This window comes from Janthinobacterium goodfellowi, assembly GCF_051380695.1.
GTDB lineage: Bacteria > Pseudomonadota > Gammaproteobacteria > Burkholderiales > Burkholderiaceae_D > Janthinobacterium.
Genome location: NZ_JBNYXN010000008.1, coordinates 153,616 through 171,495 on the forward strand (window position 1 = coordinate 153,616; position 17,880 = coordinate 171,495).

A 17,880-nucleotide genomic window follows, 5' to 3' on the forward strand; every position below is an offset into this window, starting at 1 on the left:
ATATCTGCGAATAATTATGCAAACATTATCACCGAAATTTGCTATTGGAAACACAATATTGATATCAAGCATGAAATAAATGCGGATTTATTGATTTTGTATGAGTGTTGTCTTTAATCAAAGCATCGAGTTTCTATTCCTGTAGTAATTGCCGAATGTCGGCCGCCAGGCTGGCCGGTTTGCTGGCCGTCGCATAGCGGCGAAATACGCTGCCATCCTTGCGCACCAAAAACTTGGTGAAATTCCATTTGATCGACTGCGTGCCCAATATGCCGGGCGCCGCCTGTTTTAATTGCGCAAAGACAGGGTGCGTATGCGGGCCATTCACGTCGACCTTGGCAAACAGGGGAAAGGTGACGCCGAAGTTCTTTTCGCAAAAGGCTTTGATTTCCCCATTCGAGCCCGGTTCCTGCTGGCGGAATTGATTGCAGGGAAAGCCCAGCACGACTAGGCCCTGCTCGTGGAATTCGCGGTACAGCGCTTCGAGCCCCTGGTATTGGGGCGTGAAACCGCAGGCGCTGGCCGTGTTGACGATCAGCAGTACCTTGCCCTTGTAGCGGGCCAGGTCGACGGGCGTGCCGTCCAGCGCCTCGGCCTGGAAATCGTGGATGCTGGTCATGTCAGAGGAGCCCCAGTTTGGTGGCGCCCGTTTGCGGGGCGGGTTCCGGCGCCGTGGCGCCCTTGAGTTTGATCGTCAGGCGCAGGTCGTTGACGGAGTCCGCATTGCGCAGCGCGTCTTCGTAGCTGATGGCGCCCGCTTCGTGCAGGTCGAACAGGGCCTGGTCGAAGGTCTGCATGCCATGCTCGCGCGATTTTTTCATCAATTCCTTGATCTCGTGCACCTGGCCCTTGAAGATTAGGTCGCTCATCAGCGGCGAGTTGAGCAGGATTTCCAGCGCCGCCTTGCGCCCGCCGCCGTCCTTGTTGGGGATCAAGCGCTGCGAAATCATGCCCTTCAAATTGAGCGACAGATCCATCAGCAATTGCTGGCGCCGCTCTTCGGGGAAGAAATTGATGATGCGGTCCAGCGCCTGGTTGGCGTTGTTCGCGTGCAGGGTGGCCAGGCACAGATGGCCCGTCTCGGCAAACGCGATGGCGTGGTCCATGGTGTCGCGGTCGCGTATCTCTCCGATCTGGATCACGTCGGGCGCCTGGCGCAGCGTGTTTTTCAGGGCCGTGGCCCAGTCGTCCGTGTCGACGCCCACTTCGCGCTGGGTGACGATGCAGTTGCCGTGCGGATGGATGAATTCCACGGGGTCTTCGATGGTGATGATGTGGCCATGGCTGTGCGCGTTGCGGTGGCCCACCATCGCCGCCAGGGTGGTCGACTTGCCGCAGCCCGTGGCGCCCACCATGATGACGAGGCCCCGCTTGCTCATCACGATGTCTTGCAGGATGGCGGGTAGACCCAATCCATCCAGGGTGGGGATGGCGGTATTGATCAAGCGCAAGACCATGCCTGCCTGGCCCATCTGCACGAAGGCGGAGACGCGGAAACGCCCGAGTCCCTCCGGGCTGATGGCGAAATTGGCTTCGCGGCTGGATTCGAACTCGGCCGCCTGGCGTTCGTTCATGACGGCGCGCACGTAGCCGGCCGCCTGCAGCGCATCGAGCGGGCCGCCCGCCAGCGGCGTCAGCTTGCCGTCGAGCTTGATAGCGGGCGGAAAGCCGGCCGTGATGAACAGGTCGGAGCCGCCCCGTGCGCGCATCTGCGCCAGCAGCGCGTGCATGGCGCCATAGTGTTCGTGCGTCGTCTGCATGGTTTATCCGGGGAAGTTTTCAGGCGACTTGGCGGCCGAGCGGGCCGTCTCGGCCGTGATCGTGCCGCGCCGCACCAGGTCGGACAGGCACTGGTCCAGGGTCTGCATGCCCACGTTGCTGCCCGTCTGGATGGCCGAATACATCTGCGCCACTTTCGCTTCGCGGATCAGGTTGCGCACGGCGGGCGTGGCCAGCATGATTTCATGCGCGGCCACGCGTCCAGCGCCGTCCTTGGTTTTGAGCAAGTTTTGCGAAATGACGGCTTGCAAGGATTCGGACAGCATGGCGCGCACCATTTCCTTTTCCTCGGCGGGGAAGACGTCGATGATGCGGTCGATCGATTTCGCCGCCGACGAGGTGTGCAGGGTGCCGAACACGAGGTGGCCCGTCTCGGCCGCCGTCAGCGCCAGGCGGATGGTTTCCAGGTCGCGCAATTCGCCCACCAGAATGACGTCCGGGTCTTCGCGCAGGGCCGAGCGCAGCGCGTTGCTGAACGAGTGTGTGTGCGACCCGACTTCGCGCTGGTTGATCAGGCATTTCTTCGGCTCATGCACGAATTCGATCGGGTCTTCGATGGTCAGAATATGGTGGTTCAGCCGTTCATTGACGTGGTTCACCATCGCCGCCAGGGTGGTGGACTTGCCGGAACCCGTCGGGCCCGTCACCAGCACGAGGCCCCGCGGACGCATGGCCAGTTCGCCGAAGATGCGCGGCGCGTTCAGATCTTCCAGGCTCAGCACTTTTGAGGGAATCGTGCGCAGCACGGCCGAGGCACCCCGTTCCTGGTTGTAGGCGTTGACGCGGAAGCGGGCCAGGCCGGGAATCTCGAACGAGAAATCGCACTCGAGCGCCTCTTCATACGCCTTGCGCTGGCTGTCGTTCATGATGTCGTAGATCATGCTGTGCACTTCCTTGTGCTCGAGCGGGGCCACGTTCAGGCGGCGCACGTCGCCATTGACCCGTATCATCGGCGGCAGGCCGGAAGACAGGTGCAGGTCGGAAGCTTTGTTGCTGACGGAGAAAGCGAGTAGTTCGGAGATGTCCATTTATAATCCCTGTGCCTGCATTGATGGGCTGGCGCACCGTGCCGCCGCCCCTATACACTAGAAAATGATTATGTCCACAATCGAACAGAACTTGCAAGCCGTGCGCGACAGTATTGCGCAGGCGGCCCTGGAGGCGCAGCGTGCGCCCGAGGACGTGACCCTGCTGGCCGTCTCGAAAACCTTCGGCGCGGATGCCGTGCTGGACGCCATGCGCGCGGGCCAGGCGGCGTTTGGCGAAAACTATCTGCAGGAAGCGCTCGACAAGATCGCAGCGGTGAAGGCGGCCGCGCCGGAGCATGCGCTGGCCTGGCACTTCATCGGCCCCATCCAGAGCAACAAGACGCGCCCCATCGCCGAACATTTTGACTGGGTGCATACGGTGGAACGGGAAAAGATCGCCGCGCGCCTGTCCGAGCAGCGCCCGGCCGGCTTGCCGGACCTGAATATCTGTCTGCAAGTCAATATCAGCGGCGAAGCCAGCAAGAGCGGTGTGACGCCCGCCGAATTGCCGGCGCTGGCGCATGCCGTGGCGCGGCTGCCCCGTCTGCGCCTGCGCGGCCTGATGGCCATTCCCGAGCCGGAAACGGATGTCGCCCTCCAGCGCCGGGCTTTTGCGCAATTGCACGCGCTGTACGACCAATTGAAGGCGGACGGCCTGGCGCTCGATACCCTGTCGATGGGCATGTCGGCCGACTTGCGCGCCGCCGTGCTCGAGGGCGCCACCATCGTGCGCGTGGGCAGCGCCATCTTCGGTTCCCGCAACTATTCCTGATGAAGAGAGAACAAGCATGACGACAGAATTGAATATCGCCTTTGTAGGCGGCGGCAACATGGCCGCCGCCCTGATCGCCGGCCTGGCGGGCAAGCTGACCCTGGGCGGCAATATCCACGTGATCGACCCGCACGCGCCCGCGCTGGAAAAACTGCAGGCGCAATTCGGCGTCACGACGGCAACGTCCGCCAGTGACGCGCTGCGCGGCGTGGACGTGATCGTGCTGGCCGTCAAGCCGCAAAGCATGCGCGAAGTGGCGGCGCAGCTGCTGCCCTTCCTCGGCGGGGAGCGGGCGCCATTGATCCTGTCGATCGCGGCCGGCATCCGCGCGGCCGACCTGTCGCGCTGGCTCGGCGATTATTCCGCCATCGTGCGCTGCATGCCGAACACGCCGGCCCTGATCGGCATGGGCATCACGGGCATGGTGGCCAGCAGCGGCGTGAGCGGCGAACAGAAAAAGACGGCGGACGCCATCCTGCGCGCCGTCGGCCAGACCGTCTGGCTAGCTGACGAGGCCAAGATCGACCCCGTGACGGCCGTGTCCGGCAGCGGTCCCGCCTATGTGTTTTACTTTATCGAGGCGATGCAGCAGGCCGCTGCCGAACTGGGCCTGACGCCCGAGCAGGGCACGCAGCTGGCCATTGCCACGTTTACGGGCGCGGCGCAACTGGCGGCGAACTCCAGCGAACCCGTGTCCTTGCTGCGCGAGCGGGTCACGTCGAAGGGCGGCACGACCTATGCGGCCTTGACCAGCATGGAAGAGAGCGGCGTGAAGGCTGCCATCGTCAAGGGCATCAAGGCGGCCGCGCAGCGCGGGCGCGAGATGGGGGACGAGCTGGGTAAATAATCAGATGACCCTGACGGCGCGGCCGATGTAGAGCACCGGCCCCGTCGGCCTGCCCGTGGGCGAGCCCGTCGCCGGCTCCAAGGTGATTTCAAACAATTGCTCCGGCTGCAGCGGCGGCAGCTTATCCAGGGTCAACTTGAGGCTTTGCCCCGGCTTGACGAGGCCCAGCGAGACGGGCGCGCCCCAGTCCTTGCCCTTGGTCCAGAATTGCAGCGCTTTCTGCTGCGGCACGCTAGTCGGGCCCAGCGGGATCAGGCTCAGGTCGCGGTCCTTGCCGCCGCGTCCGCCCGCCTGCACGATCCAGCCCGGCGATTTATCCTGCGGCGCCACCAGCACCACCAGGTAGCCGGGCCCGGCTGGCGCCTGCAGCTGCACGGTCACCAGCACGGCCAGCACGGCCGTGGCCAGCAAGCCGCCGCCGGCCAGTATTCTCCAGAAGGCCAGGCTGTTCCACCACGCTTGCCAGCCGCCCGCCCGCTGCACGGTTTTCGGCATGAACAGGCTGGCGCTGATGCGCGGCCACAGTTGCGCCGAGGGCGTTTCGGGCGGCGCCAAAGTCGTCAAGGGCAGCAGACGCCGTTCCCAGGCAGCCACGGCGTCGCGCAAGGCGGCGTCAAGTGGCAAACGCTGTTCCACCTCGACGCGCTCGGCCAGCGCCAAAGTACCCAGCACGTATTCGCCGGCCAGCCTTTGCAATTCCTCGTCGCTGGTGATCATCCCATGCACTCCCGCAAGGCGGCCAAGCCCCGCTTGACCCAGGCCTTGACGGTTCCCAGCGGCGCTTGCAGGCGCTGCGCGATCTCGCTATGGGAACAGCCATCGACGTAGGCGTACAGGATGCTGTTGCGCTTTGGTTCGTCCAGGTGTCCCAGGCAATCGTGCAGCTTGCCCATGTTCGCCTGCAGGGCGTAGGCGTCTAAGGTGGCGTCGGCATCGTTGCCTTCGCGTTCATGCAGCAGGGTTTCCACGGTATCCTCGTCGGCCGATACTTCATGGGCGCGGGCGCGCGCCACGTTCAGCGCCTGGTGCCGCACCACCACATAGATCCAGCCCTTGCCGCTGCCGCGCGTGGCGTCGAAGCTGCCGGCGCGGCGCCAGATATTCAGGAAGGCGTCGTGCAGCACGTCTTCGGCCAGCGCCCGCTGGCGCACGATGCGCAGGGCCACGCCCAGCAGGTAGCGTGCTTCCTGCTGGTACAGGCCGTGCAATGCCTGCTGCTCGCCCCTGGCGCAGGCGCGCAGGGCGGCATCGTAATCGTAAGGGGCGGCTTGGGCTGGCAAGGTCGGCGCAATCGTTGAGTGAACGGTTAGCAAGTTTTCAAGGCCGAGTATAGGTCAGAAACCCGCTTGCCAACCGTCGCTTGAAAGGATTTATGCCGATTTCCAAAAAATGTAGTCGGCCTGGTAGGGCACCCATTGTTTGGCGCCGACGGACTCCATGCCGCAGGGGCTGCTTGGCGCCACGCCGCCGCGGGTGGCCACGCGCTGGATGTAGCTGACGCCCTGCATGGCGCCGCTGCCCGTGGCCGGATTGGCTTTCACCAGCTGATACGGGATATTGCCCGCGCCGGCCGGTGCCACGGCCACTTGCGTCGCCGTCACTTTCGAGCCGTCCAGGTTGGCCCAGGTGGCGGGCGGTCCCACATACGTGCCCACTTGCATGCCGCTGCGGTCGTTCAGGGCCGCGTCCGGTCCCACGAAGACCCATTCATGCCCCGTCATGTCTTTCTTCGCCCGGCATTCGTAGGCGATCTTGCCCACGCCCACCGTCTGCATGGCCACCTGATGGCCATCGGGCACCTTGACGGCGTTCGGCAATTGTTCCTGCGAGTAGCGCGCGCTCATCGGTGCGCAGGCAGCCACGAGCAAGGCGGCGCACAGGACGGTGAGCGAGGGGGCGGTATGGCGTGGGGCGATGGTGGCATGCATGGCAAGCTCCTGGTAGTTGGCTCAACCGGCTGGTTGATACCATTACTACGCAGGGGCCTGCCATTTGGATGCAGCCAGGCAAAAATATTTTATGGTGGCGTTTCTTTTTTGCTGAAGCGCTGCGCCAGCGCCAGCACGACGGGCATGGCGGTGGTGGCGTGCTTGAGCAGCGCGCCGCTGGCCCGCAGCAGCGGCAGGAAGCGGCGCGGTCGCACCAGTACCAGGCCCAGCACGGCGCCGCCCACCATCAGGGGAATTTTAAAACGCGTGGCCAGGGTGTGGCGCAGATTGCCGCCCGTTAAAGGTTCCAGCAGTTGGCGCGTCTGCACGCCCAAGGCCAGGCGCTGCAGCGCGCATTCGGCCAGCAGCGCGTCGCGCCGCTGCGCCAGGCTGGCGGCCGTGTGCACATGCGACAGTTTGGTGGGATGCGTGGTCATGGCCGCTCCGATCCCCGGCGCGCCAGCAGTTGCAGCTCGTCCAGGTCTTTGTTCAGTTCGGAAAGTGTGAAGGACAGCAGTTTCGGCTTGCTGCGGAAACTGGCGCGCACGCCCAACAGGGTGGCGACGGCGGCGACGATGAAGACGGCGGCCGTGATGGCGATGGCGGCGATGCGGTGCGTATCCCAGAACAGCACGATGACGAGGAACACGATCAAGACCAGGCCGACGAACAGGCACAGCAGCGCCAGCATGGCCAGCGCCAGATAGGACAGGAAGCGCAGCGACTCTTCTTCCATTTCCACGGCCGCCAGGGCCAGACGGGTCTGGACGATGGCGGCGAGGGTCGCTGCGACTTGGGCGACATGCTGCATGATAGCCATATGCTGCCTTTCGCGTCAGGGGAGGCGGCCAGCGCCGCCGGTACTGCTAGCGGCGTGACGAGGAGAGCAGCAGGCCGAACAGCACGCCCACGACGGCGCCCGCACCGACAGCTTTCCATGGATTGTCCTGCACGTATTCGTCGGTGGCCTTGGCCGCCTTCTTGGTACGTTCGAGCAAGTCTTCTTCCAGCTTGATCAAATCTTTCTTGGCCGTTTCCAGGGTGGCGATGAACTTGTCCTTGACGGCTTTGACATTCTCGCCCGTCTGATCCTTGGCGCCATCGAGCCAGCCTTCCGCTTCGTTGATGACGGTTTTCAGGTCGCCGACCAGTTTGTCGCGGGCCTTGTCGGCGTCGGCGAGGATGCTGTCGCTGCTGGATTTTCCGGTATGTATCGAGTTCATGTATTACCTCATGGAAGTGAAACTGCACAGTGAAATACCAGTGTAGGCAGCTGCGGCCAGGCCTGTCTTGCGCCGCCTCAAGGGCTGCCGCGGCGCAAGGATCATTGCTTAACGGAAAGCAATGTCCAGTACCACGCCCGCAAACACCGCTGCTCCTAGCCAGTTATTATGCCGGAATGCCGCAAAACACGGCATACGCTCGCGTGCGCGGATCAAGGTGTAGTGGTAAACGGCGCAGCCGGCCGCCACCAGCAAGCCCGCGACGAACCAGTAACGCAAGCCCAGGTACCAGCCGCATGCCAGCCACAGCAGCAGGAAAACGGCATAGCACAGCATGACGATGGCCACGTCGTAGCGGCCGAAGGTGATGGCCGAGGTCTTGATGCCGATCTTCAAATCGTCGTCGCGGTCGACCATCGCGTATTCCGTGTCGTAGGCCACGGCCCAGAAGACATTTCCCAGCAGCAGCAGCCAGGCGACGACGGGCACGGCATCCGTGATGGCGGCAAAGCCCATGGGAATGCCGAAGCCGAAGGCGATGCCCAGATACGCTTGCGGAATCGCAAAGAAGCGCTTGAAGTAGGGATAGGTGCCGGCGATGATGACGGCGGCCACCGACAGTTGCTTGGTCAGCGCATTCAAGGGCAGGATCAGGCAAAAGGCCAGCACGGTCAGTACGCCGGCCACGGCCAGCGCTTCCTTGCCGCTGATGCGTCCGCTGGTGATGGGACGGTCCGCCGTGCGCTTGACGAATTTGTCGATATCTTGGTCGGCGTAGTCGTTGATGGCGCAGCCTGCCGAGCGCATCAGGAAAGTGCCGAGAGTGAAGATGAGCAGCAGCCGCCAGTCCGGCACGCCCTGCTGCGCCAGCCACAGCGCGCACAGGGTAGGCCACAGCAGCAATACGGTACCGATAGGCTTGTCCAGCCGTATCAGGCGGAAATACAGCGCCAGCTTGTTCATGGAAGACTCGATCTTGTTGAATAGAAAGGTCGATTATCGCAAATAGTATGTAAATGTACTATTCGTCGTCTTCGCACAAGGGGGTGATGCCAGGCAAGTTGCAACTGGCGATGGCCGCGCACAGGGCGTCGATGGCGGCCTTGCGCGTAAAACTCTTACGCCACAGCATCACTACCCGGCGCGATGGCACGGGGGCGGCGAAGGGCCGGTATTCGAGCATGCCGTCGGTGGCGTGCATATTGGCGACGGAGGCGCGCGGCAAGACCGTCAGGCCGATGCCGCTGGCCACCATGTGGCGGATGGTTTCCAGTGAGGAACCTTCAAACGTGCGCTGCATGCCGTTGCCGGGCGAGGAAAAGCGCGCCATTTCGGGGCACACTTCCAGCACCTGGTCGCGGAAGCAGTGGCCATTGCCCAGGAGCAGCATGGTTTCCGATTTCAAATCCTGCGCGGCGATTTTTTCGCGCGCCGTCCACGGATGCTGGCGCGGCATGGCGACGACGAACGGTTCGTCATACAGTTCCTGCATGGCCATGCCGTGCTCGGGCAGGGGCAGCGCCATGATGGCCACGTCCAGTTCGCCCTGGCGCAGCAATTCGAGCAGGCGAACCGTGAAATTTTCCTGCAAAATCAAAGGCATCTGCGGTACCTGGTCTATCATGGCCTTGACCAGCGGCGGCAGCAGGTAGGGGCCGATCGTATAGATCACGCCCAGGCGCAGGGGGCCGGCCAGCGGGTCCTTGTTCTGCTTGGCGAGTTCCTTGATGGCGGCCGTCTGTTCCAGCACGCGCTCGGCTTGCGCGATGATCTGCGCGCCCAGGGGCGTGACGGAAATTTCCGCGCCGCCCCGTTCGAACAGGACCACGCCCAATTCGTCTTCGAGTTTCTTGATGGCCACTGACAGGGTGGGCTGGGCAACAAAACAGGCTTCGGCGGCGTGGCCGAAGTGCTTCGCTCGCGCGACTGCAACGATATATTTCAGTTCAGTCAGTGTCATAGGTTGATTGAAACACAGGAAGTACTTACTTGCAATGAATGAAAGGTGGCGCAAACATGAAACTGTGGCGCCGATGGCGTATTGTAGCGGATCGCCCCCTATAATGCGGGAGCGGGCGGTGGAGGGAGAGGGCGATGGATGTGCACATACAGTCGCTGGAAGCGGCGATCAATTACTGGCGTGCCAGGCAACCGGCGTGCGGCAATGAATATGCGCTGTCGCCACCTGTCAGCCGCCTGGCCGGCGTGTATGCGCTGATGATTTATTACCGACAAGATCGCATCGCAGAAGAGGGCCTGGAACCGGCTATTGTGGCCTTGATCGATGCCTGGCGCCGGGATGCCGGTGGCATCCAAGGCGATAGCCACGCCTGAGCGTGACCGTATTTAACCCAACAAGAGATATCCATGCCTGAATTTGAAAACAAACTGTGTGGCCGTGACGAACTGCGCGCGCGCGCCGCAGCCCTGCCGAAACCGGTGGTGGTGACGAACGGCGTGTTCGACATTTTGCACCGCGGCCACGTGACGTATTTGGCGCAAGCGCGCGCGCTGGGCGCCTCGCTGATCGTTGCCGTGAATACTGATGCTTCAGTGAAACGTCTGGGCAAGGGCGACGACCGTCCGTTGAACAGCTGCGAAGACCGCATGGCCGTGCTGGCCGCGCTGGAGGCGGTGAGCCTGGTCGTGCCGTTCTCGGAAGACAGCGCCCTGGAAGTGGTGCAGGAGGTCGAACCGGAAATCTATGCCAAGGGCGGCGACTACGACATGGCGGCCATCCCCGAAGGGCGCGCCGTGCTGGCGTATGGCGGCCAGGCCGTGGCCATCGATTTCGCCCACGACCGCTCGACCACCAAGCTGTTGACGAAAGTGCGGACGCAGCAGAGCTGAGGACCGCCGTCAATGTTTCCATACAGATAAAAAGACGTTACTATGAGAACTGCCAGGGCTGCGACTTCGTTTCGACAGCCCCAGCACGTTACACCGTCTGATATGCATTGCTTGTCATAGAAAATACATGGATCATAAAACTTCTGGGGATTGGCCGCTGCCCTCCGGCGTCTGGTACGTCGATGACGCGGGCGCGTGGACCATGCAGCGCAGCGCGGACGGCCAGAACGTCTCGCCCTTGGTGAGCCAGGCCGATATCGGCAAGCTGATGCTCGCGCGGCGCCTGCCCGCGGCGGCCGGCGCGCCCGTGCGGCAGTTTCCGCCCGAATTTGCGTTCGACCCCGCCTCGGGCACGGCCTTGCAAGTGCCGCCCGAGGCGGCAGCCACGCCGTCCGGAGTGGCGCCTTGGGTGCCTCCTTTCGGCGCCTATCCCGTCAGCGACGTGCCGCCGGCCGGCCCGGCAGGCTTGCGCCAGGCCAGCGTGCCCCTGAAGCTGGCCGACCAGCGCGCGCGCGACGAGCATGCGCTGGCCGATGACTCGCTGCCCATGCCGCCGCCGGGCGAATACGAATTCTTTTCCGCCCGGTTCGGCACCAGCGCGCCCGCGCTGCTGGCGCTCGATCCGCGCAAGGCCGTCCTGCACGCCTGGCTGCCCGCCTCGAAACGCTGGCTGGCGCTGGACCCCGACCATGGCGGCTTGCTGGCCGAATCGGACCTGGCCCACGGCGCCTGGCGCGCCGAGCTGGTGCCGGAGTTCAATAGCGTGCTGGCCTTGCCGACCAGCCATGGCCTGGCCTGCATCCGTCCCGACGTGCCTTCGCTGAGCTACGTCGTCGAGCACGTGGGCGGCGCGCCGTGCGTGGCCGCGCCCGTCTGGTTCCAGAACCGCCTGTGGGCGCCGCTGCGCGACGATGATGGCCGCATCCGCTTCGTCAACCTGGATGCCGCGCAAAAGCCGGGCAGCGACGTGCTGCTCGACGGCCTGTTTGACCTGGGCGCCGTCAGCGCGCCCGTGGCCTACAACCGCATGGCTGTGTGGCCTTGCGCCAACGGCCAGCTGCGCCTGCAGCTGCAGCCGGACGGCAACGTGGCCGCTTCGTTTACGCCCTGGCCCGAAGGGCTGGTGCCGCATTTCGAATTCGGCAGCCCCTACGTGTCGCGCGACGGCGGCCTGTGGCAGCTGTGCTTCGAGCGTAGCCGCGGCACCTATGTCTACGTGAAACTGGGCGTGCAGTCCGAGCGGGCCGACGCGCTGGCGCCGCGCCTGTGTTCGGGCAGCTTCAATTACCGCTTCGCCGCCAAGCTGAAAACGGCGCCGTGGGAAGAGCCGGAACACGGCGACGATGGCGGCAAGAACCAGGCCGTCATGCCGCTGCTGGAATCCGGCGCTGGCAACAGCGTGTTCGGCGTGAAGTTTGCCACCAGCGCCGGCTTGTCGAGCGTGTTGCGCTCGAATGAGCGCCTGGCGGCCCAGCTGGTGCAGGACGACGAGTTGCGCGAAACCGTGTTCCACACCTTTGCCGTCAGCGAGCCGTGGCGCGTACGCCTGCTTGTCCATGAAGGCATGCTGTGGGCCTACCACCCGCTGCTGTCGCGCATCGATGGCTGGGCCTTGCAGGCATGAAGGCGCGCTTACTGACCGTGGCTTGCGCCGCGTTTTTCAGCGCCGCCGCCGCGCACGCGGCCGGCATCCAGCAAGCCTTTCTCGTGCAAAACTCGGGCTGGATGGAGCCGTTTTACACGGATGAGCATTCGCAGCTGAAAGCCCTGGTGGGCGCCGTGGCGCAGGCCGCCACGAGCCCGTCCGACAAGGTCTACACCCTGGCCTTCAGCCAGAGCAGCGGCAGCAATGTGTCGCCCGCGCTGATCGGGCAAGGGCAGGGCGGCGCCGCCGTGGCGGGCCAGCTGGCGAACTTGGGTCTGGCGCGCAAGAGCGCCGGCGGCGCGCTGGCCGACACGGATTTCCAGGAAGCCGTGACCAAGACCATCACGGGCCCGTTCCAGTCCGCGTCCGGCATCGTGTGGATTTTTACCAATAACAAGAACAGCCCGAACAACGACAGCCAGACGGCCGAGCGCAACCGCGATTTTTACCGCTTGCTGCACTTGGAACCGTCGATCACCAAGACGGTGGTGTTTCCGCTGCGCATGCCCGTGCAGGGCAAGCTGTACGGCGCCAAGGGCTTGATGGTGTATGCGCTCGCGTATGGCCAGCCCGCGTCCGAGGCTTTGACCCGCATCCTGGCCGAGGGCCGGCTGTCGCAAGTGCTGACGCGCCCGCCCGCGCGCTTGAAACCGGTGGACCAGGATGCCGTGCGCATCGTGCCCCAGTCCGTCAAGAACAGCGCCAATGTGCACGCCAGCCTGGGCCGCGACGGGCGCACCATCGTGCTCGACGTCGATGCGGCGAACCTGGTGCCGCAAGTGGTGCTGCAGGCGTCCTTGCAAAACATGTTTTTCCCGTACGTGATCGACAGCGCCAAGGTGCACGCCAGCCTGGCGGGCCAGAACGCGCCGCTGCACGTTGCGCCAGATCAAATCCGCCAATTGCAGCCGGGCGCCAGCCAGTCCGTGCAGGTACAGTTCGCGTTGCCGATGGCGCAGATTCCGTCGCCGTGGTCGGCGCAGGCGATGGCCGCCATGGGCAAGCAGGTGATGCTGCCGATGCAGGCGCAGGTGGGCCTGTCGGAACAGCGGCTGGCGCTGGCGTCCAGCTTCGGCAAGGACTTGCAGGAACTGTTCCCCGGCGACCCGATCTCTGGCATGTTCACGCCGCCCGACAGCGTGCGTGCGTCGCAGGCGACGATCCCGTTGCTGGTGCGCATACAGTATCCGCTGCTGCCCGTGCTGGTGATCCTCGGCGGCGTGCTTGCGCTCGTGCTGGGCTTGCTGGCGCTGGGTTTGCTTGGCACGCGCGCCACGCGCTACAAGGTGATGGCCGACGGCGTGCAGCGGCAAGTACTGCTCAAACCGTTCAAGAGCGTGCAGATCCGCGACGATGACGGCCGCGATATTGGCGAACTCAAGCGTGGCTTGGGCAAGCCGGCCGTCGTGCGTGTGGCCGAAGGCCATACCCTGAGCCTGGCCTGAGCAACCATTCTTTAAAAAACCTTCTATTCAACTGAGGCATACCATGGCGCAAGAGACTCCCAAAGACAACAGCGGTTTTACCCTGCCGGCCCCCGCATCCGCGCCGCCGGCAGCCGATGCAGCGGGCACACCGGCATCGGCCACTACCGCAACGACCGAAGCTGTGCCCGCGTTGGACCCTGCCAGCACGACCGACACCTCGTCGCGCGACACCCTGATCGGCGGCGTCGTGCTGTTGCTGCTGTTCATCGCCTTTTTCTTTGCCAAGAATGCGTATGCGAATGGCCTGGTAGCCAAGCGCGTGCCGCCGAACAAGGCCAATGCCTCGGGCTGGTGGCTGTTCATTTTCCTGGCCAGCCTGGCGACCGGCGTCGTGCTGGCGGCCGTGAATGCGCATAAATTCCTCGCGCCATTGTTCATGGGACCGCTGGTGCTGGTGGGCCTGGTCGCTTTACTGTTGACCTTTACTTCCAGCCGCCGCTAAGAATACGCCGTTGCACGCATCATCGAAGGAATCACCATGGCAGAGAACCTGAACCAAACCATCACCGGCGGCGCCAGCGAGCGCAAGCAGGACAAGATCATCGAACTGCGCCCGACCCTGTTCATCGGCATCGGCGGCACGGGCATGCAGGTGCTGATGCGCGTGCGCCGGCGCATCCTCAACACGCTGTGGGGCGGCGCGGGCAACCGCACGCGCATCGAGGGCCTGGCCGACTTTCCCATCGCGCAATTCATCCATTTCGACCTGGACAATGGCGCCGTGATCGAAAGCGGCGAGTCGCAGGCGAAGGACTTGCAGTTCGACCAGGTGAAGTTCACGGATGACGACAAGGTGGTCGAATCGTTCGACATGGACAAGTACAGCCGCGATGAAGATTCCCTGGAGAAATATCCGCACATCAAGGAATGGCTGCCGCTGACGCCGCAGCGCATCCGCGAACTGCGTTTCGACATGAGCAGCGGCGCCGGGCAGATCCGCGCCGTGTCGCGCCTGTATTTCTTCGACAAGTACGCGAAGATCCGCGACAAGATCCGCTTGAAATTGAAAGCATTGAAGGCGGGCCTGTCGCACGAGCGCCAGCTGGCCGAACTGGGTTTGCGCATGGAAACGAACCGTTTCCGCATCGTCATCGTCGGTTCCGTGGCGGGCGGCACGGGTTCCGGTTCCTTCCTCGACATGGGCTTGCTGGCGCGCTGGCTGGCGCGCAGCGAAGTGGGCGCGGCCGACGTCGAGCTGATGCTGTTCTTGCCGACCGGCTACACCAAGGCCAACAAGGACCGGGTCGAGGCCAACGGTTATGCGGCGCTGATGGAGCTGGAATCGGCCATGATGGGCAACAAGGGTTATGTGGGCCGCTGGGATGCGTATGACCGTCCGGAACTGACGCGCGAGCCGTACAGCGAGGTCTACCTGATCGATTCGGGCAACCTGGCCCAGCAGCACACCAAGGATGTCAGCGACGTCTACCACATGGTGGCCGATTCGCTGTTCGAGGATTTCGCCTCGGCCGACTTCGCCCGCGCCAAGCGCTCGATCGCCGTCAACCAGGCGCAGCACAAGAACTCGCTGTACAACGCGCCCGTGCCGCAAGACCGCTTCGGCGACATGCGCCTGTATTTCTCGAAGCGCTTTTCCTCGTTCGGCATGGCCGTGCTCGATACGCGCCAGGAAGCGGCGCGCGACGAGCGGGCCCACCGCTGGGCCGGCGCCATGCTGCAGGCGTTCTTCGGCGTGGGCGGCACGGATGCGGGCGCCAACCGCGCCACGGATACGCAGCGCGATAATTTCCTCGCCGCTAATATGTTCCTGAAGGGCACGCCCTTCAGCGATTTCCCCGAGTTTTCCGACAAGAGCATCGAACTGAAGCGCTCCAGCGGCGACTTCATCGATTTCCGCGTCGTCGACGAATTGCTGGAAGACCGCCACGGCCACCTGCTGGCCGGCGTGGAAAACCGCGTCAACACGCGCATCAACGATATCCGCACGGGGTTCGACCGCAGCGAATGGCCGGCGCAGGTGCGCGACGCCATGAAGCACCTGGAGCGCGACGCCGTGCGCGACCAGGATTCCACGGCCGACACGACGGAAGACCGCATCAGCAAGCGCCGCCGTGAAGTGCTCGACGACGTCAAGAAAGTCGTGCGCGACCAGCTGTACGGCTATCTTGATAATAAAGAATTCGGCGGCCTGGAATACGTGCTGTCGCTGGTGGAACAGATCAAGGACCGCATCGAGGCGCCGGGCAGCGGCTTGACAGCGCAGATCGGCGCGAATGCCGAGCGTTACCGCGAAATCAAGGAAGCCGTGCGCTCGCGCGAATACGAGCGGCTGCTGAACAACCTGGAACAGACGCGCAGCACATTCGGTTTCCTCAGCAATGGCGAAAAGCAGGCGGGCGTGGTGATGGACCATCTGCGCACGGAAATGGCGAATGCGCTGAAATTCCATCTGCGGGCCAAGGCGGCGGACGAATCCGTCATCCTGCTGGGCGACCTGTCGCGCTGGCTGGGCAACCGGATCGGCGTCGATGCGCAGGGCCGCGCGCAGTGGAATGGCCTGGTGGGCGAACTGCAAACGGGCCGCGAAGGCGTGCTGGCCATGCTGGCGGAATTGAAAACGGCCAATACCATCTTGCAAAAGGACCTGGACAAGGAACACGCGACCCTGATCGTCATTCCCGTCACTGAAAAAGACATCGCGCTGCCGTCGGCGGCCACCTTGCGCCAGTGGGCCGATGAAGCGTTCAAGGACATGGGCGGCTCGAAAGCGCTGTTCCCCATGCTGGGCGAACCGGCGCAACGGGGTTTGATCCTGGCCAAGGTCACGCGCATGGCCGAGAACATGATCGCCACGGCGGGCCTGGCGGAAGGGGCGACGAGCACGCCCGACCCGCTGTTCGAAGCGCTGGAACAGATGGACGTGTCCGAACGCCTGGACCGCTTCCGCAAGCTGCTGGCCTGCTCCATGCCGTGGATCGACGCCAATATGGCGGGCGACTTCACGGTCGTGTCGGACCAGTTCAAGTGCGTGATCGGCGTGGCCAACGCGGCCGCCTTCAAGGCGAAGTTCGGCGCCGAGCTCGAATCGTGCGTGCCGACCCAGGTGGGCATCACGGTGAGCCAGCTGGAAATCGTCGAGACGGGCATCCGCGGGCGCGCCGTCTGCTATTGCGAGCTGGCGGGCGTGCCGATGACGGTGCTGCGGGGCCTCGAAGGCTGGCGCACCAGCTACCGCAAGGAAGGCGACAACGACAAGGCGCCGACGCACACGCATATCGATCCGACGCAATTCACGCACCCGATCGCGCCGAACACGGACGAGATGAAGCGCCTGGCCGAGGATTTCGGCGAGTTCCTGCAAGCGATCATGCTGGGCGTGCTGACGCGCCATACGGGCAGGGTCGTACCGCCTGGCCAGTACCAGTTTGCCGTCGAACCGGGCGACTTGCGTCGCATCGGCAATGAGCGGGCCATCCGCCAGAACGGCATGCCTGCTTCGTACGAGAAAAATATCGCGCTGCGCATCGAAGAAAAATTGACGGCGCTTGACGCCGTGCAGACGGCGGCGCTGGCGGCGCTGGCAAAATACTATGAACGCACCGTGTATGCGCCCAAGCTGGTGGCGCAGGCCGATGGCTCGCAGCTGCCCTACGTCGGCTTTGGCAGCGCCATTTCGGCCGAAGTGGGCGCGCGGTTGCGCGAATCGGCGCGCCGCAAGGGCATGGCCAGCGATGAGCTCGACCGCACGGTGCAAGCCTTGCTGGGCCGCCTGAAGGAGTGGGCGAACGTCATCGGCGACTCCGACAGCGATGCCTACGACTGGGAAGTGCGCGAGCCGGAAGCGGACGGCCAGCCCCGGCTGAAATATACGATCAAGGGGGAAATGCTGGAAGCGGGGCGGCTCGAGCAATTGCTGCGCCCGGCCAGCACGCCGGCGGCTGGCGTGGCGCCGGCCTTCGGCATGGCGCCGCCACCGCTGGGCGGCATGCCGCCGCCCCTGGTGGAATACCAGTATTTCCTGGGCATAAACGGCCAGCAGCAGGGACCGTTCACGGCCCAGCAGATCGTGCAGTACGTCCAGGCAGGGCAGGTCGCACCCGGCACCACCAAGGTGTGGCGCGCCGGCTTGCCGGCCTGGGCCGAGCTGGCCCAGTTCCCCGAGCTGGCGCCCTTGTTCCTCAGTGCGCCGCCACCGTTGATGCCGCCGCCTTTGTGAACGCTGGAATGACGTTGGAATGAAGGATTAGTTTTGGATATCTGCAACAAATGCAAGACGGGCCTGTGGACCGTTGTTAGCCATTGCCCGTACTGCGGTCAGGCGCAGGCCGGCGCAGCCAAGTCAGCCGCGGCCGTGCTGCCG

The 17,880-nt window shown here is 64.0% G+C and carries 19 protein-coding genes; 8 read left to right on the forward strand and 11 right to left on the reverse strand.

Going from position 1 to position 17,880, the window contains the following annotated elements:
* Positions 1–133: 133 nt before the first annotated feature.
* From ACQ4WQ_RS25605 to ACQ4WQ_RS25615, 3 genes are read right to left on the reverse strand one after another with little or no spacing between them, the layout of a single operon-like run.
* Positions 134–619, reverse strand: coding sequence for a glutathione peroxidase (locus ACQ4WQ_RS25605; protein ID WP_326458218.1), 486 nt, complete (start codon positions 617–619; stop codon positions 134–136).
* A gap of 1 nt (position 620) precedes the next feature.
* Positions 621–1,760, reverse strand: coding sequence for a PilT/PilU family type 4a pilus ATPase (locus tag ACQ4WQ_RS25610; protein WP_436500932.1), 1,140 nt, complete (start codon positions 1,758–1,760; stop codon positions 621–623).
* A 3-nt stretch (positions 1,761–1,763) separates the two neighbouring features.
* Complete coding sequence (locus ACQ4WQ_RS25615) at positions 1,764–2,807, reverse strand: type IV pilus twitching motility protein PilT (RefSeq protein ID WP_326458219.1); 1,044 nt, start codon at positions 2,805–2,807, stop codon at positions 1,764–1,766.
* A gap of 70 nt (positions 2,808–2,877) precedes the next feature.
* Between ACQ4WQ_RS25615 and ACQ4WQ_RS25620 the strand changes: the two genes are divergently transcribed.
* Positions 2,878–3,579 (forward strand): YggS family pyridoxal phosphate-dependent enzyme, encoded by a 702-nt coding sequence (locus ACQ4WQ_RS25620; RefSeq protein WP_436500934.1) that lies wholly within the window; start codon positions 2,878–2,880, stop codon positions 3,577–3,579.
* A 16-nt stretch (positions 3,580–3,595) separates the two neighbouring features.
* Positions 3,596–4,426: a pyrroline-5-carboxylate reductase gene (gene proC, locus ACQ4WQ_RS25625; RefSeq protein ID WP_436500936.1), complete on the forward strand. Its 831-nt coding sequence runs from the start codon at positions 3,596–3,598 to the stop codon at positions 4,424–4,426.
* Here the strand turns inward: proC and ACQ4WQ_RS25630 are convergent, their stop codons facing one another.
* From ACQ4WQ_RS25630 to ACQ4WQ_RS25665, 8 genes are all read right to left on the reverse strand, one after another.
* Positions 4,427–5,143, reverse strand: coding sequence for an anti-sigma factor (locus ACQ4WQ_RS25630; RefSeq protein ID WP_436500938.1), 717 nt, complete (start codon positions 5,141–5,143; stop codon positions 4,427–4,429).
* Entirely contained in the window at positions 5,140–5,706 is a 567-nt protein-coding gene (locus tag ACQ4WQ_RS25635) for a sigma-70 family RNA polymerase sigma factor (RefSeq protein WP_436500940.1), read from the reverse strand. Before ACQ4WQ_RS25635 ends, ACQ4WQ_RS25630 begins: the two co-directional genes overlap by 4 nt.
* Before the next feature lie 90 nt (positions 5,707–5,796).
* Positions 5,797–6,354 carry a DUF3455 domain-containing protein gene (locus ACQ4WQ_RS25640; RefSeq protein ID WP_326458224.1) on the reverse strand — a complete coding sequence of 186 codons (558 nt, stop codon included), beginning with the start codon at positions 6,352–6,354 and terminating at the stop codon, positions 5,797–5,799.
* Positions 6,355–6,443: 89 nt separating this feature from the next.
* Complete coding sequence (locus ACQ4WQ_RS25645; RefSeq protein ID WP_326458225.1) at positions 6,444–6,791, reverse strand: hypothetical protein; 348 nt, start codon at positions 6,789–6,791, stop codon at positions 6,444–6,446.
* Positions 6,788–7,165, reverse strand: a complete 378-nt coding sequence (locus ACQ4WQ_RS25650) for a phage holin family protein (protein WP_083293621.1) — start codon at positions 7,163–7,165, stop codon at positions 6,788–6,790. Before ACQ4WQ_RS25650 ends, ACQ4WQ_RS25645 begins: the two co-directional genes overlap by 4 nt.
* Before the next feature lie 55 nt (positions 7,166–7,220).
* Entirely contained in the window at positions 7,221–7,577 is a 357-nt protein-coding gene (locus ACQ4WQ_RS25655; protein ID WP_070222586.1) for an ElaB/YgaM/YqjD family protein, read from the reverse strand.
* 108 nt (positions 7,578–7,685) lie between these two features.
* Positions 7,686–8,540 carry a 4-hydroxybenzoate octaprenyltransferase gene (gene ubiA, locus ACQ4WQ_RS25660; protein WP_326458227.1) on the reverse strand — a complete coding sequence of 285 codons (855 nt, stop codon included), beginning with the start codon at positions 8,538–8,540 and terminating at the stop codon, positions 7,686–7,688.
* Positions 8,541–8,598: 58 nt separating this feature from the next.
* On the reverse strand, positions 8,599–9,537 hold the full coding sequence (locus tag ACQ4WQ_RS25665) for a hydrogen peroxide-inducible genes activator (RefSeq protein ID WP_326458228.1): 939 nt from the start codon (positions 9,535–9,537) through the stop codon (positions 8,599–8,601).
* 134 nt (positions 9,538–9,671) lie between these two features.
* On the opposite strand from ACQ4WQ_RS25665, the gene ACQ4WQ_RS25670 reads away from it, so the two are divergent.
* The 6 genes from ACQ4WQ_RS25670 to ACQ4WQ_RS25695 all read left to right on the forward strand — a co-directional run bounded on the left by ACQ4WQ_RS25670 (position 9,672) and on the right by ACQ4WQ_RS25695 (position 17,736).
* Complete coding sequence (locus ACQ4WQ_RS25670) at positions 9,672–9,911, forward strand: DUF3717 domain-containing protein (protein WP_436500944.1); 240 nt, start codon at positions 9,672–9,674, stop codon at positions 9,909–9,911.
* Positions 9,912–9,944: 33 nt separating this feature from the next.
* Positions 9,945–10,427 carry a D-glycero-beta-D-manno-heptose 1-phosphate adenylyltransferase gene (gene rfaE2, locus ACQ4WQ_RS25675; protein ID WP_326458230.1) on the forward strand — a complete coding sequence of 161 codons (483 nt, stop codon included), beginning with the start codon at positions 9,945–9,947 and terminating at the stop codon, positions 10,425–10,427.
* Between the two features lie 127 nt (positions 10,428–10,554).
* Entirely contained in the window at positions 10,555–12,051 is a 1,497-nt protein-coding gene (locus ACQ4WQ_RS25680; protein ID WP_436500946.1) for a hypothetical protein, read from the forward strand.
* Complete coding sequence (locus ACQ4WQ_RS25685) at positions 12,048–13,517, forward strand: hypothetical protein (protein WP_436500948.1); 1,470 nt, start codon at positions 12,048–12,050, stop codon at positions 13,515–13,517. Before ACQ4WQ_RS25680 ends, ACQ4WQ_RS25685 begins: the two co-directional genes overlap by 4 nt.
* 43 nt (positions 13,518–13,560) lie before the next feature.
* A complete protein-coding gene (locus ACQ4WQ_RS25690; protein ID WP_326458233.1) occupies positions 13,561–14,001 on the forward strand; it encodes a hypothetical protein in 441 nt (146 codons plus the stop codon).
* A 36-nt stretch (positions 14,002–14,037) separates the two neighbouring features.
* A complete protein-coding gene (locus tag ACQ4WQ_RS25695; protein WP_436500950.1) occupies positions 14,038–17,736 on the forward strand; it encodes a tubulin-like doman-containing protein in 3,699 nt (1,232 codons plus the stop codon).
* Positions 17,737–17,880: the final 144 nt, after the last annotated feature.

Excerpts from the sequence above, each read along its gene's own strand:
- ACQ4WQ_RS25665 (WP_326458228.1), bottom strand. The coding sequence starts at position 9,537 with ATGACACTGACTGAACTGAAATATATCGTTGCAGTCGCGCGAGCGAAG.
- rfaE2 (WP_326458230.1), top strand. The coding sequence starts at position 9,945 with ATGCCTGAATTTGAAAACAAACTGTGTGGCCGTGACGAACTGCGCGCG.
- ACQ4WQ_RS25650 (WP_083293621.1), bottom strand. The coding sequence starts at position 7,165 with ATGCAGCATGTCGCCCAAGTCGCAGCGACCCTCGCCGCCATCGTCCAG.
- ACQ4WQ_RS25655 (WP_070222586.1), bottom strand. The coding sequence starts at position 7,577 with ATGAACTCGATACATACCGGAAAATCCAGCAGCGACAGCATCCTCGCC.
- ACQ4WQ_RS25605 (WP_326458218.1), bottom strand. The coding sequence starts at position 619 with ATGACCAGCATCCACGATTTCCAGGCCGAGGCGCTGGACGGCACGCCC.
- ACQ4WQ_RS25680 (WP_436500946.1), top strand. The coding sequence starts at position 10,555 with ATGGATCATAAAACTTCTGGGGATTGGCCGCTGCCCTCCGGCGTCTGG.
- ACQ4WQ_RS25610 (WP_436500932.1), bottom strand. The coding sequence starts at position 1,760 with ATGCAGACGACGCACGAACACTATGGCGCCATGCACGCGCTGCTGGCG.
- ACQ4WQ_RS25640 (WP_326458224.1), bottom strand. The coding sequence starts at position 6,354 with ATGCATGCCACCATCGCCCCACGCCATACCGCCCCCTCGCTCACCGTC.
- ACQ4WQ_RS25695 (WP_436500950.1), top strand. The coding sequence starts at position 14,038 with ATGGCAGAGAACCTGAACCAAACCATCACCGGCGGCGCCAGCGAGCGC.
- ACQ4WQ_RS25690 (WP_326458233.1), top strand. The coding sequence starts at position 13,561 with ATGGCGCAAGAGACTCCCAAAGACAACAGCGGTTTTACCCTGCCGGCC.
- ACQ4WQ_RS25685 (WP_436500948.1), top strand. The coding sequence starts at position 12,048 with ATGAAGGCGCGCTTACTGACCGTGGCTTGCGCCGCGTTTTTCAGCGCC.
- ACQ4WQ_RS25645 (WP_326458225.1), bottom strand. The coding sequence starts at position 6,791 with ATGACCACGCATCCCACCAAACTGTCGCATGTGCACACGGCCGCCAGC.
- ACQ4WQ_RS25620 (WP_436500934.1), top strand. The coding sequence starts at position 2,878 with ATGTCCACAATCGAACAGAACTTGCAAGCCGTGCGCGACAGTATTGCG.
- ACQ4WQ_RS25630 (WP_436500938.1), bottom strand. The coding sequence starts at position 5,143 with ATGATCACCAGCGACGAGGAATTGCAAAGGCTGGCCGGCGAATACGTG.
- proC (WP_436500936.1), top strand. The coding sequence starts at position 3,596 with ATGACGACAGAATTGAATATCGCCTTTGTAGGCGGCGGCAACATGGCC.
- ubiA (WP_326458227.1), bottom strand. The coding sequence starts at position 8,540 with ATGAACAAGCTGGCGCTGTATTTCCGCCTGATACGGCTGGACAAGCCT.
- ACQ4WQ_RS25615 (WP_326458219.1), bottom strand. The coding sequence starts at position 2,807 with ATGGACATCTCCGAACTACTCGCTTTCTCCGTCAGCAACAAAGCTTCC.
- ACQ4WQ_RS25670 (WP_436500944.1), top strand. The coding sequence starts at position 9,672 with ATGGATGTGCACATACAGTCGCTGGAAGCGGCGATCAATTACTGGCGT.